Genomic DNA, 19,832 nt, shown 5'->3' on the forward strand with positions numbered 1-19,832 from the left:
CCACTATGGAAAGCCATCTAATACTCAATCCCTATCTGGGCTGGAATACCTGCACTGATGGGGTGCTTGATGCGATTCATTTCTGTCACCAAATCAGCAACATCAATTAATTCCTGGGGCGCATAGCGTCCAGTACTGGCCACATGACAATGGTTAGGACGAGCCTGAATGCCTGCCATTACAGGTGTCAGATCTAGCCGAGCTTTTTTGAGCGCAATGTGTAATTCATCCAGAACAACCAGGGAAATATCGGGATCCGCAATGAGCTTGGTTGCCGTTTGCCAGGCCTGCTCCGCCATCCGCTGGTCTTGATCCGGGTCCTGGGTTTCCCAGGTGAACCCCCCACCCAGGGTATCGATACTGATGGGAAAACCCTGTTCCTTGAGCTTTTCCAACATGATGCGATCGCCATCGGGAAACGCACTGTCGTTTTTAATAAACTGCACCACAGCCACCCTCATATCATGGGCTAAATGGCGATAAACCAGGTTCATGGCACTACTGGTTTTACCTTTACCTAATCCTGTAAACAAAAGATAAAGTCCTTTTTCATTCCCTGCGCGGTTGGCACGGGACTGATCTTTAGCGGCTTTTATCTTCTGTAGACGGGCTTGCTCTTCTGACGTATTTTGTGGGGTGTTCTGTGGGTTGGTCATAGTGTTTCCTCAATGTGAGCTTCGGCATCTAATACAATGGCCCTCAGCTGTTCTAGCATTTCGGGTGAAACCTGTTGCCATAATCCTCGCTGGTGGGCTTCTAACAACCGTTCTGACATATCCCGTAACGCCCAGGGATTATGGGTCTGGATAAAGCGTTGAACGTTGTCGTCTAGAATGTACGTCTCGGCAACGCCAGCATACATAAAATCAGCCACCGCGTGGGTTGTTGCATCATAGGCAAAGAGATAATCCACCGTGGCAGCCATCTCAAAAGCGCCTTTATAGCCATGGCGCATCACCCCGGCAATCCATTTAGGATTGACAACGCGGGAACGGTAAACTCGGCTGATCTCCTCGGGCAAAGAGCGAATGCGCGGCTGTTGGGGGCGGGAGTGATCACCAAAATAGGCTGTGGGATTTTTGCCCTGGGTGGCGCGCACGGCAGCGACTAGGCCCCCCTGAAACTGGTAGTAATCGTCAGAGTCCAACAGATCATGTTCTCGATTATCTTGATTGTGCAACACAATTTGCAGCTGCCCTAGCCGTTGTTGAAAGACATCGGGAACGGAGGTGGAGCGCAATTTGCCCAACGGTTCCTGTGGGGAGGGCTCTCCTGTGCTGGGTCGCCCATAGGCATAGCAACTCCAGTTAATATAAGCCTGGGCCAGGTCGCGATCGCTACTCCAGTTTTGTGCCTCAATCAGTCCCTGAAGTCCGGCACCATAGGCCCCTGGCTTAGACCCAAACACCCGGTACTGGGCACGAATATCGGCATCCTCAGCACTAAACCCCAGGGACTGCCAATGGTCGGCTTCTTGCTTTACCTGGGTAGCCAGGGGATTCATGCCAGACGGTTCATCCAGCGCTGCCACCGCTGCCACCGCTGAGTTAAACAAATCAATCAGGTTAGGAAAGGCATCGCGGAAGAATCCCGAAATGCGCAGGGTAACATCTACGCGGGGGCGTTGCAGCACCGATAGGGGCAGAATTTCAAAATCCACCACCCGACGACCCACCCCATCCCAAACGGGGCGCACTCCCAGGAGAGCCAGGGCCTCAGCCATGTCATCTCCGCCCGTGCGCATGGTGGCCGTGCCCCACATGGACAGACCCAGGGTTTTGGGATAGTCTCCCTGCTCTTGGGTGTAGCGCTCCACCAGGTTCTCTGCGGCTCGACGACCCACATCCCAGGCACTTTCCGTCGGCAGTCCCCGAATATCAACGCTGTAAAAATTCCGCCCGGTGGGCAGCACATCCGCCCGTCCCCGCGTCGGTGCACCAGAGGAACCGCTGGGCACATAGCCTCCATTTAAGCTGTGGAGCAGGTGGGTGATTTCCTCGGAGGTTTGGGTGAGTTTGGGCCAGAGCCACTGGCGGATCCAGGTAAGTTCTGCAGTTGTTTTAGGACCGCAGACGAAATTCTCTTCCTTAGCCAGCAATTGTTCCACTAAGCAAGCCGCCTGGTGTTCTAGTACTTCAACGGCATCACCAACGGTGTAGAGAGTTGCCAACCGCTCAGGCTGCAACAAAGTATCTGGTATCTCCAGATCTTTGATAACAGTGCCTAAATCTGCGGTGAGGGGGTCAAAATGCAGATCCCAGCCCCAGTCGTCTGAGATCGCACGGGTTAACCCCTGACGACCGGGACCGGGCTGCCGGGCAATGGCCACCATCAAATCCCGCAGCTGCCTGCCATCGGGGCACAGACCTAAAATATGCAACCCATCACGGATTTGAGCTTCCTTGAGATCACACAGGTACCCGTCTGTTTGGGTAATAAATTCGCTAAAGGCATTTGAATCTAACGATTGATCATTGCGCCGCGATCCAGGTTGCTTTTCTTGGGAGAGTTGCAGCTGTGGCAAGATGGGAGCCAGACCTGGCAAAAAACTGAGATCCTGTTGTAGATTTGCTTGGGTGACCAGGGAACAGATGTGATCGCGAATCACTGGAAGTCTTTTTGGATCTAACGACTCCGCATCGTAATACTCGTCAATCAGCGCCTCCAATCGATGCAGCGAGCCATAGAGTTCAGCCCGAGTCAAAGGTGGCGTCAGGTGATCCAAAATCACCGCCTGCGCCCGACGTTTTGCCTGGGTGCCTTCCCCCGGATCGTTGACAATAAAGGGATATAAATGGGGCATTGGCCCCAGGGCCACTTCTGGATAACAGGTTTCAGACAGGGCCAAACTCTTGCCCGGCAGCCATTCCAAATTGCCATGTTTACCCACATGGACAACAGCTTGGGCTCCCCACTGGCAACGCAGCCAAGCATAAAATGCAAGATACCGATGGGTGGGTTCTAAATCTGGCGCATGGTAGTTCAGCGACGGATCATCGTCATAGCCCCGAGAGGGTTGAATGCCGATAAAAATGTTACCCAGTTGAATGCCGGCAATGGGAATATCCACGTCAGGGGCCACCGCTCCCCAGCGGTCAATGACACCCTGTTGCACAGCCGCAGGCAGCATTTGAAAATACTCTTGATAATCTTTTGCTGAGAGAGTTTGATGCACAGGGCGCATGCCTTGCCCTTCAGGATCATTGGTAATGCCCTGGGTAAGCCAGTCGATCAAATCTGCACCGGTGGCCGATAAAATTTCTTCTGGGGGAATAGTGCCGGGGGTAACGGTATAGCCTGCTGACGTTAGCGATCGCAAAATCTCCAAACAGCTAGCGGGAGTATCCAGCCCCACCCCATTGGCCAAACGACCATCTTTGTTGGGGTAGTTGGCCAGAATTAGTGCCACCTTGCGCTGCTGGGGTGCCGTGCGCCGCAGCGTTACCCAATTAGCTGCCAGGTCAGCAACAAACTCAATACGATCAGCCTTCGGCTCATAGGCCATCATCGTCGTCTCCAGCTGAGGATGATCCGTCTGCACCGCCTTAAACGACACCGCCCGACTAATGATGCGGCCATCCACCTCCGGTAGCGCCACATTCATCGCAATATCTCGGGGTGACAATCCTCGCCACTGTTGTTGCCACTGGTCTTCACTGCCACCGCTGAGCATCACCTGAAGCACCGGCACATCTAACTTTTGCCAAAAGTCCACCTGGGGAGACTCAGCATTTAACTTAGCAAGAGAGAATCCAGTGGTATTCAAAATCAAATCAATACTACGATTCTCAGTGAGTTCAGTTAGCAGCTGAGCCTGAATATCTGGATTGCGGAGAGAGGGCAGAAAAAGCGGCAGCGGATTTAACCCACGGCATTGCAAGGCTTCGCAAAGAGTATCAATGACGCGGGTATTGCCAGACAGATAATGAGCCCGATAGAAAAAAATCGCCACCGTCGGCTGGGGCTTAAGATATTTTCTCGAAGAAACTATATCGGTTGAAGTCCCCCCGAGCACCCCAATTCTGGGAGAAATAACGACATTTTTGTCTGTTTCTTCCCTCTCCCACTCTCCCATTCTCCTACTCTTCCATGCATATTCCCCCCACTGCGGCACGGACTTCGGTGCAGGTGGCTCATAGGGATATTCCAAACAGGTTCGAGCCAAATACTGTAGCCCGTAAGTCAGATTTTCCGCTCCCCCTTCCACAAAGTAGTGCCAGAGTGTATCCGCTACGATTAGGGGCACCGTACCCAAACTGCTCAGGGCCGGATCGGGGCGATTGTCACCGGGCAATACCACCAGGCTAATGCCCTGGAACTCTGCAACTTCCCGCAGGCGTTCTAGACCATAGCTCCAGTAGCTGCGTCCCCCCAACAGCCGCACTACAATGACCTGGGCTTTACTCAATACATCATCTACATAAGTATCAATGCTCAGTTCTTGTTGTAGCTGCAGCAGGCTAGCGACTCGAAATTCAGGAAAGTCTTTAGGAAGTCTCGGCAGGCTAGCAGCCAGGGTTTGGATTTCTGTATCGGCAGCGGTGAGGATTACGATGGGGGCTGGGGTTTGTTCCAGAATGATGACTCCGTCTGTATCTGGGCTCCATCCTCCCGGTGTTGCGGCAATGCGATGCATGCGGTCATAGGTGGGTATCGGCTATGGATCTTAGCACTTCCCATCACCATCCTGATCCCGTCCATTGTGCAGACAGCCTGCACGCATATGCTCAGCAGAACAGCTTAAACCCCGCAATTAACAGCTTGGCAGTTCAGCACATTGATATTGTAGGTAAACCGTCCTGGTCTGTAGACGTCAAAGTTAATAAACGCAGTGTTACCAAATGTCACGTCCCTGGCGAAAACTTATCGATTACCAATCCTCCCAAGTTCCTCAAATTTTTTACCTATATTGCGGGGGTAAGGAAAAGAACTCTACGAGGTACTTACAAATGCTATCTCAAATAGAAACGGTAGCGCCACCCAGGACAGTACTTAGTATACGTAATACTACCGTACGTTATGGCTCTGCCTTGGGTGTTTACGACGTTTCTTTCGATATTCCAGAACATCAGATTACGGCTTTGATTGGTCCATCCGGGTGTGGGAAGAGTACCTTAATTCGTTGTTTGAATCGCCTCAATGATTTGATTCCAGGAGCACGTACCCAGGGAGATATCTTCTTTTATGGGCAAAATATTTATAATTCGACGATGGAGGTCGATATCCTGCGTCGAAATGTTGGCATGGTGTTTCAAAAGCCCAATCCATTTGATCATTCTATCTATGAGAATATTGCCTTTGGTGCACGCATCAATGGTTATACCGGTGATCTAAATGAGCTAGTCGAGCGCTCTCTGATGCGGGTGGGGCTTTGGGATGAGGTAAAAGATAGGCTGTATTGTAGCGGTTATGATCTTTCAGGAGGACAACAGCAGCGGCTTTGTATAGCCCGCTCCATTGCGGTTGAGCCTAAGGTGTTATTGATGGATGAGCCTTGTTCTGCTCTAGATCCGCTGGCAACTCACCTGATTGAAGATCTAATGCAAGAGTTGCGGGAACATTACACCATTGTGATTGTCACCCATAACATGCAGCAGGCATCTCGTGTGTCTGACATGGCGGCATTTTTTAATACGAAGACTGATCCGAAAGGTCTTCGCTATGGTTATCTGGTGGAATATAATACTACCGAAACAATTTTTCAACAACCCCATGAGACATTGACCCGAGACTATGTGAGTGGTCGCTTTGGCTAGGCGAAGAGAAGGACGATAAACCATAGCGAACATTAAACTAGCGACGGGGAGATAGGGGGCAATGGCTGCCAAGTTTCTGCCATCGGATACTAGAGGCCTTTAATTACTGCTTTTTGCGAATATTCTTCAATCTTTTTTAAAGCAGTGTGATGGGCTTTGGTGTGGGTGGGCACCTGATGTAAATAGTTCAAGGCTTGCTCAAAGTTTTCAATAGCAGCTTGCTTATAGGCTGCGCGCAACAGGGTTTGGGCCATGATTTCTTGCTTCTCGCTGTATTCAGCTTGAGACTGGCTAAAGCTGGGACGAACATCAAATTCGCCGGGAGTCTCTGGCACAGGAATGGGGACTGAGTCACGGTTAGTTTGAGCAACCTCTATATCATCAGTAATAACCTTGGATGAAGTATCTGGTGCTGCGGTGACGTCTTGATTGAGATAGTTCCAATTTTGGTAGAGAATAACGCCACCCAATGATGTGGTCATTGCCAAGACAGCTGGTGTCCACTTAAAGTGAGATATTTTTGAACCAGGTGACTCTTTAGGCAGCTCAGGAGCCATCAGCAGTGTTTCTTTTGAGCCTTCAATAACAGTAGGGTTGGCATGGGCTATGGTTGCCTCAACGATAGTCGGTTGGGATAAATCTTCTATGGAGACTGTCTCTAGTGCCATAGAGGCTAGGACTAAGGTCTCTGTGTTCACCAGTTCTGGATGAACAAACGTTGAGTCACGGGATAGTACGTTTAACTCTGACTCGATAGAAAGTAAGGCTACCTGCGATTTGACAACTGGCAACGTGTCGGGACTTGATTTAGACTGGAGTAAAGCATTGGCTGAGGGTTCTTTACTTGGCAGAGAGGCTGGGAGTGATCGCTGATCTAGCATCCCATCATAGTCTAGTAATCTACGCTCCATTTGACTGAGTTGATAATGGTTTGGCTGTCGCTGCCAGGAATCTCCTAAGGTCAAGGGGGCTTGTGGAAGTTTGTTTTCTTGCTCTCTTCGTTGTTGTTCTATGGGTGCTGGTCGTTGTTGCTGGTCGTCTAATTGAACATTATCTAGAGCAAACAGTGCGATCTGAGCATTCATATAGCGCTGGTCTGGGATGCTATTAACCATGCGCTTAAGGATAGTTACCAACGGCTGATAAGGTAGACTACTAAGCAGTTGATGGAGCTGCGTTTCAGAAGTCCAAGACTGGCGACCAAGAAGAAACTGCAACCCTAACATTCCCAGCGCATAGATATCGCTGCTGGGTTGATGACAGCCTTGCCATTGTTCGGGAGCGGCGTAGGCAGGATGTTCTAATAGTCCTAAAATGTTACTTCTGAGGCCCACCTTATGCCGTCTCAGGGTTTGGTGATAGCGTCCTTGGGTACCGGTAAAATCCGTCAATATCAGCTGTCCATCAGGTCGACGGATCACATTATTGGGGTGAAGATTGCCATGAACGGCACCTTCTTGATGACATTGGACCAGCGTTTTCAAAATTGACCGCAGCAGGTTAATGACCTGATTGCCATTCCAGCCTATCTGATTTGGAATTTCCCAAGTCAGCGGTTGTCCAGGAATATATTGACGAATGAGATAGCTGTAACTGTCTACTTGAAACCCACCTAGCAGTTGAGCTGCCGCTGAGATGCTGGGTGTTGGCTGAAACAATTCTAAAATCGGTTCGTCATTGTTATTTATCGGTAACACGCGTACAAGACAATAACACCCTTCAGGTTCGCGGTTATCTCTGGCGACGTAGGTGACGACATCTTGGAACGTGCTGAGCTGCTCAATTAGAGCATAGCCTCGGAAGGTTAAATGTTGGAGAACATGTTCCTCACGAACGGATTCACATTTGAGGCAATTGTCCACGGTCATAGGACTACCAGTTGAGCTAATAACGTTATATCGGTAGATTTGTGACCCTACCTACTTTCGATAGTTAGGAATTTAAATTAGCAACAGGGATAATACCCATTGCTCGTAGATGGTCCTGGCTTTCCTGACGATTGAAAAGTTAAGCAATAGCTGCCTCCATTTCAGAGTTGTTTGGATATACCAATACCAGTGCATAGGCTAGTAGTTCTTCATCTACTAGCTGGTAGATCAGGGTTATATCTGGTTAAATAAAATTCTTATGGTCAAATGCATGATTGACATTGGTAAAAATGTCTTACTGTCTCCGGCTATGGCCGCTTAGAATTTGCGATCGCACCTCCCAAACAGATCCACCACCCAGTCCTGAGACCGTATTTAGCTGAGAAAAACCGTGTTTAGCCGAGAATTACCGTGCGTAGCCGAGAATTACCAAAATAATATCATCGGCCCGCAAAACCGCCATGACTATCAGACTTTGCTATTGTCAGAGGCTTAGGCTAAGAGACGTCTAAGCATGGGATGTTCTATCAACACTGGCCCTTCCGGTAGAAAACGGGGAGGATAATTAGATTTTTTGCCTAATGCCTTCATCTTACCGATGGGCAAAGGGGGTTGAAGTTTTTCTAAATCTTTGAGTAACCAAAAAACGGCCCAGGTGGGTTTGTCAGTGGCGGTTGTTTCTGGGCGATGTATCGCTTTGCCAGGATAGCGACCTCGACGAGAATGAACCTGTTTAATGTAAGTTGCCCTCCAGGTCGCCTGGGGATTTAAAGTGGGATTATCTGCATGGGATGCATAAATATAAACATCGGCCATGCGATCTTTACGCAATGCATCTGCTTGCCCAAAAACTTCAAAGGCATTGCTGCCTAAGGCTACCATGGGTTGTGTCTCAATCGCATCATCGTCCAGCTGGCGAGTAATCGCATCAAGCCCCGAGACCAAATGATGTTCTGGCACAGGGGCCAAAATAGCAAACGTTTTAGTATTAGTTTTTTCCATAGACTGTGTTCATTGATGCCAGCTGTTTAATGTAACAAGTTCTGAGGTACTTAGGTTAGATCGGGGCATAGAAAATAAATTTACCCTTCATACCTTGTTACCAATAAACACCCACCCAATAGGCTTACAGCCGTTAGTAAATATCATCTCCTGGCTGATCACCCCATCCACATTTGATAGTGGTCAAACTTACGCCACACACGCCACACACACCACACACACCACACAGTACTAGTAGGCAGTAAATAGCCGATGACCCCGAAATTACAGAAAATGGGCCATCAGACTAAAGGTATTGAATTCATTACACGGTCAAACGTTGGGCATGGGCATCACGGTTACACCATCGTTGCATTCATAAGCTCAGACGATTTTAACGGAGTGTACTATCTGGTATTGTTTGACGGGTTTCAGCTTTATGGTTTGATTGGCCTCGGTTGCAGAACTACCAGCACTGATAATTTCATCTTTCTCTTTAACGGTAACCTTATATATGCCAGTGCCAGAGGATGTCTCATAGCTAACGCTCATATTGACCCAGGTTGCACCTTTGGTCCAGCGGTCTAACCAGAGCTGCAACAATTTAATAGGAATGATTTTCAAGATCGGATAAGCAAGTTTTTTAATTCCCGTCAGTCCCTTACTGGTGGTTTTAACAGTTCTCGGGCAGTTAAACCAGTCCCATCCTTCTTGTTGCCAGACCGCTCGCTCAGCCATCTGCTCAAACTTGTTAACGCCTGCCCAGCCCCGATAGCATAATGCAAGCTGGCGTTGATCGCCGCTGCGCTGCATCAGATGTGTTAGGAGACCCGACTCTAAGTGCCCCCAAAACTGTCCTGTGGGTAGGTCAATTAATGTGGGGGCAAACTGATGACCACCAAAGTGAGTGCTTTGCCATACCCGAACATGGGACTGACCAAATTGTTTGCGTAACTGGCGATATATGGGAGTGCCAAATCGGCCACAGGCCAGATCAACCTGGGTGTGGGTGCACACTAGCATCTCTCGTATATGTTGAGTCTCTTGTTGGTAGGTGGCAAAAGACTTGACCGGATTTTTTTTGCCCAATAGGCGATTTAAGAGGCCCAGAACCAGCTCAATGGTGAGAGCTTCGGGGACCAGGTATTCTTCTTTCAGGTACTTGGCAAACTGTTTTGCGGGACGCGAGTAATACAGAACGCGGGTAAAGCCGGGGGCAGAATAGTCGGGATCGGGTGCGATCGCAATCGGTCTCACTATTACTCCCCGTCTAAAAATCAGCTTTTTGATCAGCGGAAATATCTGACTGATAGCTGGATTATCTGTAGCCATTGTGATGGGCCAGGGCTGAGGAACTTCCACAATTAGCCAGTAATCTATCTGAGGGGCTGAACCAATGGGATCTTCGCCATTGGCCTTAGAGACCTGGGAGCAATAGCGACAGTCAGCAAGACTTTCCGGCAGATTATCTAGAATGTGCATAGCTCCTTTATAGGATTTATTCCTAATAAATCTAATCTATGCACATCTTAACGCCTGGCAGGATTTATTGAAATATTGTTCTCTTTTAGGCTATGCCTTGTACCAATACTTTTCGCCCTATGGAAATCCGCACCATGGGAATCCACAGTCGTATTTCAGACCAGACTCTGACGTCATGGATAGCTGGGTAAAGAGATTCATCAGGAGAGATTTAGAACATTATAAAAATGGACAAAACCCTTTTTGTCTAAAACCCTACGGTGTACACATAAGTCCTGGATACTAGCGTTCGCGGTTGCATCACCCCCTCTAACTTCCCCTTGGTAAGGGGGAGGACTGGAGTTTCCCCCCTTACCAAGGCAGGGCTGTTTCATTGTCTGGACAGAAAATCTGAAGGCATTGAAAGCTCATTTGAGGAAAAGCATGCTCTACTTGGAGGTGGGCCAAACAACAATGCGATAACCTGATTAATCGACCCCACCGTAACCCCCACTTTAATGCAATTGAGGACAACTCAGTAGGCTGGGTCCTAGGGCGGCCTCCCGGCCCTAGCCATGGGGGTTTGGGGAACTCGGAGGGACCCCAAGCAACCGGTTTTGGTTCCCTCCGATCATATGTCGATTCAGTATGAACGAAGTAATAAGCCTTACAGATTTTCTCTGGTGAACATGAAACAACCCTGCCCTTACCAAGGGGGGATTAAGGGGGTAAGGCAGGATTTTGAACCATCTTCCGAGATATGTGTACACGGTAGGTCTAAAACCAATATCTGGTTTTAATAACCCTGGTTAAACAAAAGGATGACGTCGGGATACTCCCTTGGGAATGCCCCGCTAGGATTGTTTATTTAAAGTCTCTCTTGTTCAGGGCAAGACGTTGATAATTATCTTCTCTAACTGGGACTTTCTTGATTTATGCGTATCTGCCCAAGCTGATCTTTAAATGATTGAGGAGAGAGGCTTGTTCCGTTTGAATAAAAAAGTGTTTGCCTGGTAACACATGGCGGGTGAATTTAGCCTGGGTCTGTGCTCTCCAAGCCCGCAGGCGGCCCCGTTGGGTGGTGGGATCTTGGGTGCCGCCAAAGGCGGTAATGGGACAGGGCAGGGGCGGCTCTTGAACATAACTGTAGGTTTCACACAGGGTGAAATCAGCCCGCAGCACCGGCAACAGCATCGCCATAAACTCTTTGTTATTGAGCACCGCTGGTGGAGTGCCCTGCAGTCGGGTGAGTTTCTCTCGAAAGGCCTGTTCAGGCAGATTGTGCACCGGCTCTTCCGGGTCGGGTAGCTGGGGCGCACGATGACCTGACACATAAAGATGGCTGGGCATCGGCAGATGGTGGCGGCGACAATAGCGGGCCAGCTCAAAGCTGATCAAGGCCCCCATGCTGTGGCCAAAGAACACAAAGGGGCGATCGCAAAGGGGCAAAATCACCTGGGAGATGGCCTCCAAAACCGCGTCCCAATTGTCAAAAGGCTGTTCGGTGAGTCGGGTGCCGTGCCCCGGCAGTTCTAGGGCACACACCTCAACACTGTCGGGCAAGGACTGGCTCCACGGTTGGAAGATGCGGGCACTGCCACCGACATAGGGCAGACAAAAACAGCGTAGGGACGCATTCGGATTAGGGGTACCGCGTCGGAGCCAGCGGTTGGTATCAGGGGTGGTGATCATGGCGGGGATATGTAGAAACTAGGTTAGGGCCTGCAATTGGGAAAATTGGTGGAGCAGTTTATCCACCTGGGATTCGGGCAGCTGATCGATCTGGTCTAGCAATTGCTGGATGTCTGAGCTTTCAAACCTGGGTAGGGGTGCGATCGCATCCACCACCGGCTGATGCTCACTTTGGTGTTGAACAATCGCTTCGGCCAGACCAGCCACCGTTGGGTTATCAAACAAGCAGCGCAGGGGAATATCCACCTGAAATTGCTGACGCAGATGGACCATAATCTGGGTGGCCAGCAGGGAATGGCCGCCCAGTTCAAAGAAGCTATCGTCAATGCCGATGGGCCGAATGCCTAAAAATGACTCCCAAATCTCCACCACCTGCTGTTCTAAGGGGGTGGTGGCCGCCTGATAGTCACCAGCTAGATCCGGGCGATCATACTGGGGACGATTGGCCTCGTCGGTGGTGGTCGCTGGCGCTGGCTGCCACTGCTGTTGGCGCGCCTTGAGGTCCCCCGTGGAGACAATCATTTGGGGCACGGTGGCATAGGCAAACAGCCGCTGCCACACGGCGCTGCCCTCCGCCGGGGTGAGGGCAAAATCGGCCATGGTTTGCCCCAGCTCTGGATGCTCGTCCGGTTGAAACCGCCAGCCATCCCAGTTAATGCTCATCCAGGGCAAGGAGTCGCCTTGGGACTGCTGCTGGGCAAAGGCATCCATAAAGTAATTGGCGGCGCTGTAGCTGGCAAAGCCTAAACCACCTAAGACTGAGGCTAGCGACGAACACAGCAATCCGAAGTCTAACGATTTGCCTTCTAGGGCCGCCGCCAGGTTTTGCAGTCCGGTAACCTTAGCCTGAAACTGTTGCTCTAGTTCAGCGCTACCCGTTTCTGCAATCATGCGAAAGGCCTGCTCACCAACGGCACCGGCGGCGTGAATGACGCCGTTGAGGGGGCCGAAGTGGGCTTCGGTTTTTGCGATCGCACCCTCCAACTGTGCCGCATCAGCCACATCAGCGGCGAGTATGAGCACCTCCACACCCGCAGCCTCCATGGCCTGAATCTGGCGAATTTTGTCACAGATCGGATCGGTGGGCACATTCTCTAAATAAGCGGGCCACTGAGCGCGATCCGGCAGGCTGCGTCGACTCAGCAGGGCCACCTTGGCCTGCCAGGGGGCCAGGGATGCGGCCAGGGTAAGACCCACATTCCCCAGACCGCCGGTAATGAAATAAACACCCCGTTGGCGCAGCAGCGCTGGCTCTGCCTCCGGTAGAGGCATGGGGACAAAGCGCTGTACCCACCGCAGTCCGTGACGATAGGCCACCGTCGGTTCTTCAGCAGCCCCAGCGACCAGCTCTGCCAGCAGTACTTTTAGCTCCTTGGGGCTATCGCCATCCACCGGCCAATCCACCAGGCGGCTGGTGATTTGCCGATATTCCTGGGGAATCACAGTGCAGGGGCCAAGGATGGTGGCATGGGCTGGGGACAGGGATTCGGTGCCATTGACGTTCAAAATATTGGCGGCCAGCACCGTTAGCCGCAGATCATGGTGCCAACCGCACTGGGCTAAGGCCTGGGTCAAATACAGCAGGCTCTGGCAGCCCTGGGTCTGAATCTCGTCAAAGTCGGTCGCTGCGGCCAGACTCCAGCCGTGCAGAATTTCGGTGGGGCGGTGGTCCCCCAACCCATTGAGCAGGGCTCGATAGTCCTCAGGGCGGTGGGGATTGATCGTAAAGGTGTGCCGATCTAAGCGACTAAAGCTGTCGCCAGGGTATACCGTGACGGCGGTGTGGGCCACGGATAACCCCTGGGCAATGGCCTGGCTACGGGCGGTGTCATCCACAAACAACAGCCAGGCTGCCTCGGACGTAGTGTGGGCCACCGCCGGTCTTAGGTGAGAACGCTGCCACTCCGGTAGATAAAACCAGTCAGCCACATCGGGCTTTTTCTGTAGCATGGGCTGGGGGGCCGCAGCTAAGGGCTGAGCTTCAACCCAGTAGCGCTGCCGCTCAAAGGGATAGGTGGGCAAGGGGATCCGTCGCCGCTGCTCATGGGCATAAAAGCCCTGCCAGTTAATGGCCACATTAGCCAGCCACAGCTGCCCCACCGCCGATAGCAAACAGGCGAGATCCGGCTGAGGATCTCTGGGGTGCCCCAGGGATGGAATGATCGATGGGGTTTTCAGGCCATGCTGGCGAGCCAGGGTGGTGAGGGTTTGCCCCGGTCCCACCTCCAGCAGCAGCGACCGATCATTGTTGAGGGTTTCCAAACCAGGGCGAAACTGCACCGGCTGCAGCAGATGCTGCACCCAGTAGTCTGGATCGGTGGCTTGCTCGGGGGTAATCCAGGTGCCCGTCAGGTTGGAGGCCCAGAGTCGTTTGGGAGGGTTGAGGGCAATTTGGCTCAGATGCTGGCGAAACGGTTCTAAAACACCGGCCATTAGCGGTGAATGAAAGGCATGGGAGGTTTTGAGCAACCGGCAAGCAATGTCCTGGGCCTCTAGCTGTTGCTGGTAGAGGGCGATGGCCTCAATTGGCCCGGCCACGACACATAGCTCGGGGGCATTATCCGCCGCTAAAACTAGATCCATCGGCAGCTGGGCCTCAATTTTGCTAGCGGGTTGAGCCACGCTCAGCATGGCTCCCTCTGGCTGCTGGGCCATTAACCGACCGCGCAATGCCACCAGGGGTAGCAGGGTGTCTAAATCCGCCACCCCTGCTAGACAGGCGGCGACATATTCCCCGAGACTATGGCCGATAAACGCCTTGGGGGTAACGCCCCACTCTTGCCACAGCTGGGCCAGGGCATATTCCACCAGAAAGAGTGCGGGCTGGGCGATGTCGGTGCGGCAAATCTGTTCCGTTGCTTCGGCCATCTGGCCATCGTCTGGGTAGAGGATCTGCCGAATATCTAGACCCAGGTGGGGCTGCAGCAGTTCGGCTCCGCGATCAATCACCTGGCGGAAACGGGGCTCCGTTTCGTAAAGCTGTTGCCCCATGCCCACATGCTGGGCTCCCTGGCCTGGTAGCAGAAATACCACCTGGGGGACGGTGTCAGGGGCAGTGTTGGACTTTAACCGCTGGGAGGTGGCTCCGTTGAGAACGGTGAGGGCATCGGTGCGATCGCAACACACCATCATCCGCCGATGCGCAAAGGCCTGCCGCCCCACCTGGAGAGTATGGGCAGCATCGGCCAAATCCACTTGTTCTAACGCCGGGCCCAACTGCTGAGTCGCTGCGTCCAGAGCGGTCTCGGTTTTAGCCGACCACAGCAACAGCTGCCAAGGACGGGAGGCACTAGTGGCCGCCACCGGAGGCGCTTCCTCCACAATCACATGGGCGTTGGTGCCCCCCATGCCAAAGGAACTCACCCCTGCTCGCCTGGGGCTATTGGACTGCTCGGGCCAGGGCCGTAGCTGATCGTTGACGTAAAACGGACTGTGGTCAAAGTCAATCTGGGGGTTAGCCGATTCAAAATGCAAACTGGGGGGAATCTGCCGCTGCTTTAGCGACAGCAAGGTTTTAATCAACCCCGCTGCCCCTGCCGCTGCATCCAGGTGGCCAATATTTGTTTTCACCGACCCCAGGGCGCAGTAGCCCTGCTGCGCCGTTTGAAATGCCTGGGTTAGGGCCGCCACTTCGATGGGGTCACCCAAAATCGTTCCCGTCCCGTGGGCCTCGATATATTGAATGCTCTCCGGCTCCACCTCCGCCACCTGCTGGGCTGTCCGAATTACCGTCGCCTGCCCTTCAATGCGGGGAGCTGTGTAGCTCATTTTGGCGGAGCCGTCGTTGTTGATGGCGGACCCCTTAATCACGCCATGGATCGTATCGCGATCCGCCAGGGCATCCTCCAGCCGCTTGAGCACCAGCATCCCGACCCCGCTGCCGCCCACCGTGCCCTTGGCACTGGCATCAAAGGCGCGGCAGTGACCATCCGGGGAGGAAATTCCCCCCTCCTGATAGACATATCCCCCCTTTAGGGGCATCCGAATCGAAACACCGCCCGCCAGGGCCAGATCGCATTCGCCGCTAAGCAGGGCCTGGTTCGCCAGGTGAACCGCCACCAGCGCTGTAGAACAAGCCGTTTGCACATTCACACTCGGCCCCTGCAAATTCATCAAATAGGAGGTCCGCGTCGTCAGAAACTCCCGACCATTGCCCAGCACCAGGGGAAACTGGCCCACGGTCTGCATCAGATGGGGGTTGCTGTAGAGATTAAATAAATAGCTGCTGAGGGTGGCTCCGCCGTATATGCCGATGGCTCCCCCAAACCGTTGCGGGTCGTATCCAGCGGTTTCTAGGGCGGTCCAGGCGGTTTCTAAAAATACCCGTTGTTGAGGGTCAAGGATTTCGGCATCGCGGGGACTGAGGCCAAAGAACCCGGCATCAAACACATCGGCATTTTCAAGAATGGCGCGGGCTTTGACATAGTTAGGCTGCTTTACCGTTGCCGTCTCAATGCCGGCATCCAGCAGTTCCTCCTCCGAAAAGAAGGAGACCGATTCCACGCCGTTTTGTAAGTTGTGCCAAAAATCAGCCAGGGTGGGGGCACCGGGAAAGCGACCGGCCATGCCAATAACGGCGGTTTCTAAGCCCGTGTAGTGAGTCGTCATGGTGAGTCTGAAATAAGGGGGATCAACTTAAGTCAAGAAATTTCGGCTAGGGTGGAAGGCGGAAGGCGGAAGTAAGAAGTAAGAAGTAAAAGGGAGATCATTCCGAATTCCGAACTCCGAATTCCTTAGGAAACCGTCTCGCTTTGTGTTGTTACCTGAAATAAGCACTGGAACTATCGAGATTTCGTGGTTTGGCGGCGCTGCCGTTGTTGCTGCAGACGGGATTTTCCTTGCTGCCGCTGGGGGGCAGCCGCTGGCGTAGGCTCAGCTGGAGTCTGGGTGCTAAGGAATTCAGCAAAGTCATGCACCGTGGGATACCGGAACAGATCCATCAGCTCAAACGATGTCTTTAGCTCTGTCTGCAGTCGGTGATGTAGCTGCATCAGTCCCAGGGAATCCCCCCCCAGGTCAAAGAAGCTGTCATGGATACCCACGGTGTCCAGATGCAGCAAATCCTGCCAGATGCGCACAATGGTTTGTTCCTGCTCCGATTGGGGTCCGGCATAGGCCACGGGCAGGGATGGGCGCTCGCCACTGGGGGCGGGCAGCTGCCGCCGGTCGAGTTTGCCGTTGGGGGTGAGGGGAAATGCGGGCAGAGTCACCATGGCGGCTGGCACCATGTAGTCCGGTAGTTTGCCCTTGAGCCACTGGCGCAGTTCACCTTCGCTGAGGGGCTGATCGCGATAGATCGTGTAGGCCACTAGTCGCGGCTGAGCTGGTGGGTCATGGCGCAGGATTACCGTTGCTTCCCGGATTGCCGGATGCTGGTTGATTGCTGCCTCAATTTCCCCTAGCTCAATGCGAAAACCGCGCAGCTTCACCTGATTGTCCAAGCGGCCCAGATAATCGAGATCGCCGTCGGACCGCCACCGCACCTGATCGCCTGTGCGATACATTTTTCCTAGATGCGGATCAAATGGATTTTCTAAAAAGCGCTCTGCCGTTAGCTCTGGGCGATTTAGATAGCCCAGGGATACCCCGGCACCGGCCACATATAGCTCCCCTGGCACCCCCACCGGCACCAGCTGTCGGTGCTGATCGAGGACATAGAGGGCTAAGTCAGGAATGGGACCGCCAATCATACTGGTGGAGGCAAGGGCATCCTCTTGGCGCAGGGGCCGGTAGGTGACATGCACCGTCGTTTCGGTGATGCCGTACATGTTCACCAGCTGGGGGGTGCGATCGCCATGGCGTTCAAACCAGGGTCGGAGGCTGGGTAAATCCAGGGCTTCCCCACCAAAAATCACCCATTTGAGCGCTAGGGGGGCCTGGACCGCTTCGTCTATGGCCATGAGTTGACGGAACGCCGTTGATGTCTGGTTCAGCACCGTCACCCCGGTTTGCTGCAAATACTGGTAAAACGCCTGGGGTGACCGACTGATCTCATAGGGCACAATCACCAGCTGTCCGCCATGGAGTAGGGCTCCCCACGTTTCCCAAACTGCGAAGTCAAAGGCAAAGGAATGGAATAACGGCCAAATATCCTCATGGGAAAACTGAAACCACTGCTGCGTGGCCGTAAATAGGCGCACCACTTCGCCATGGCGCACCATCACCCCTTTGGGCTGTCCGGTGGAGCCGGAGGTATAGATCACGTAGGCCAGCTGCCCTGGCTGAGGGGTGGGTAGCGTTAGCTGGCTGGACTGCTGGTTAATCACTTCAGCATCGCGGTCCAGGCAGACGCTGACCTCAGGCGCTAACCCTAGCCGTTCGATTTCTGCCGCTAGGGTCACGACCACCGTTGGCTCCGCGTTGGATAAAACCCAGCGCAGCCGCTCGGTGGGATAGCTGGGGTCCAACGGCACATAGGCCCCTCCCGCTTTAAGAATACCGAGGGCGGCCACGATTAAATCTAAACTCCGGGGCAAACATAGCGCCACTCGGGTCTCGGCGGTCACCCCCTGCTGGGCGAGATAGTGGGCCAGCTGAGTGGAACGTCGATCGAGGTCTTGATAGGTGAGGGTGCGATCGCCGTCTAAGAGGGCCACGGCATCGGGACGCTGTTCCACATGGGTGATAAAGCGCTCCACCAGCCCTGGCTGCTTGGGAAAACTCCCCTGGGCCTGGCCCCAGCTGAGTAGCTGTAAACGCTCAGCCTCTGTCATCCAAGGCAGCTCTCCGAGGGCTGCGGTGCCATGGTCAGGGATGGCCTTAAGCAGGCAGGCCAGCTGCCCCAGTAGCCGCTCGATACTATCGGCCTCAAACTGCTGCGGGTCGTATAGCCCCTGCAGTTCCAGTCCCCCCGGAGCCGCCGTCGGATCCGTCAGGGCGACGATGGTTAAGGGGTAGTGGGTACGCTCGGTGGTGTAGATATCGCTGATTTTAGCCTGCTGGTTGGTGGCCGCCTCCTGGGAAACCGCCTGTAGCTCTGGGTCCACCGGGTAGTTTTCAAACACCACAATACTGTCAAACAAAGCGGTGCCAGGGGGCACCTCGCTCCAGCGCTGCACCTGGGTGAGCGGGCTATATTCGTACTGCCGCAGGCTGGCCTGCTGCGCCTGAATAGACTGCAGCCAGGGCACTAAGGGCTGATCAATATCCACCGATACGCGGGCGGGCAGCGTGTTGATAAATAGCCCCACCATGGCCTCAGCCCCTGGTAAATCTGGGGGACGTCCGGCGGAGGTTACCCCAAAGACCACATCGGTTTCGTCGCTATAGCGGCTGAGTAAAAGGCCCCAGGCCCCCTGCACCAACGTATTTAAGGTGAGCTGATGTTGGCGGACAAAGGTTTTGAGCGTCTGTGTCAGTTCAGGGCTAATCAGGTGGGTGGCATTGGCGATGTCTGAGGTGCCTGCCGACTGCTTGAGGGTGCGGGGAATGCCCAGGGGTGTGGGGGCGATGAATCCCTGGAGATGCGATCGCCAAAAGTTTTCTGCCTGAGCTAAATCTTGCCGCTGGAGCCAGGCCACATAGTCGCGGTAGGGCGGTGCTGGTGTGAGGGTGGGTGCCTGGTTCTGCCGTAGGGCCTCGTATCGAGTCAGTACAGCCTTCAGCACTAAGCTGGTAGACCAGCCATCCAGCAGCAGGTGATGCTTACTCCAAATGCAGTGATAGGTGGTGTCGGCCCAGCGGATTAATGTCAGCCGCATCAGGGGGGCCTGGGAAAGGGTAAATCCCTGCTGTCGATCCTGCTGGATCCAGGTCTCTAGCTCTTGCTGTTGCTCAGCGGTGGACCGGTCTCGCCAATCCAGCTGAGTCAATGGCAGCGCCACTTTTTGACGAACAAGCTGGATTGGCTTTTCCAAGCCTTCCCAAACAAAGGCCGTGCGCAGAATGGAATGCTGCTCCAGAGTGTGTTCCCAGGCCTGACAAAAGGTGTCGATGGCCAGATCGCCCTGGAGGGTAAAGCCAAACTGGGTGCAGTACATGCCCTCATTGGGGGCCATTAAACTGTGGAATAAAATACCCTGCTGGGTGGGGGTCAGTTCGTACAGGTCTTCGAGATTATCTACTTTTTGCATGG

General features: G+C 53.3%; 9 protein-coding genes. 1 reads left to right on the forward strand and 8 read right to left on the reverse strand.

Features of this window, described 5'->3' with window-relative positions; genetic code table 11:
• Positions 1-17 precede the first annotated feature (17 nt).
• Entirely contained in the window at positions 18-656 is a 639-nt protein-coding gene (locus QGP82_RS06820) for a cob(I)yrinic acid a,c-diamide adenosyltransferase (protein ID WP_163665247.1), read from the reverse strand.
• Positions 653-4,636: a cobaltochelatase subunit CobN gene (gene cobN, locus QGP82_RS06825; protein WP_499057990.1), complete on the reverse strand. Its 3,984-nt coding sequence runs from the start codon at positions 4,634-4,636 to the stop codon at positions 653-655. Before cobN ends, QGP82_RS06820 begins: the two co-directional genes overlap by 4 nt.
• A gap of 313 nt (positions 4,637-4,949) precedes the next feature.
• Between cobN and pstB the strand changes: the two genes are divergently transcribed.
• A complete protein-coding gene (gene pstB, locus QGP82_RS06830) occupies positions 4,950-5,756 on the forward strand; it encodes a phosphate ABC transporter ATP-binding protein PstB (protein WP_490794821.1) in 807 nt (268 codons plus the stop codon).
• A gap of 89 nt (positions 5,757-5,845) precedes the next feature.
• Here pstB and QGP82_RS06835 read toward each other — a convergent pair whose 3' ends face one another.
• The 6 genes from QGP82_RS06835 to QGP82_RS06860 form a co-directional block, all read right to left on the reverse strand.
• Positions 5,846-7,624, reverse strand: a complete 1,779-nt coding sequence (locus QGP82_RS06835; RefSeq protein ID WP_499057992.1) for a serine/threonine protein kinase — start codon at positions 7,622-7,624, stop codon at positions 5,846-5,848.
• A 492-nt stretch (positions 7,625-8,116) separates the two neighbouring features.
• Complete coding sequence (locus QGP82_RS06840; protein ID WP_163701766.1) at positions 8,117-8,626, reverse strand: hypothetical protein; 510 nt, start codon at positions 8,624-8,626, stop codon at positions 8,117-8,119.
• Positions 8,627-8,989: 363 nt separating this feature from the next.
• Positions 8,990-10,087 carry a ferredoxin family protein gene (locus QGP82_RS06845; protein WP_499057994.1) on the reverse strand — a complete coding sequence of 366 codons (1,098 nt, stop codon included), beginning with the start codon at positions 10,085-10,087 and terminating at the stop codon, positions 8,990-8,992.
• A 912-nt stretch (positions 10,088-10,999) separates the two neighbouring features.
• Entirely contained in the window at positions 11,000-11,758 is a 759-nt protein-coding gene (locus QGP82_RS06850; RefSeq protein WP_499057996.1) for a thioesterase II family protein, read from the reverse strand.
• 18 nt (positions 11,759-11,776) lie between these two features.
• Complete coding sequence (locus tag QGP82_RS06855) at positions 11,777-16,366, reverse strand: type I polyketide synthase (protein WP_499057997.1); 4,590 nt, start codon at positions 16,364-16,366, stop codon at positions 11,777-11,779.
• A gap of 173 nt (positions 16,367-16,539) precedes the next feature.
• Entirely contained in the window at positions 16,540-19,830 is a 3,291-nt protein-coding gene (locus QGP82_RS06860; protein ID WP_499057999.1) for an amino acid adenylation domain-containing protein, read from the reverse strand.
• Positions 19,831-19,832 lie beyond the last annotated feature (2 nt).

It is taken from the genome of Leptothoe sp. LEGE 181152, from assembly GCF_032906605.1.
Lineage (GTDB): Bacteria > Cyanobacteriota > Cyanobacteriia > Phormidesmidales > Phormidesmidaceae > Leptothoe > Leptothoe turfae.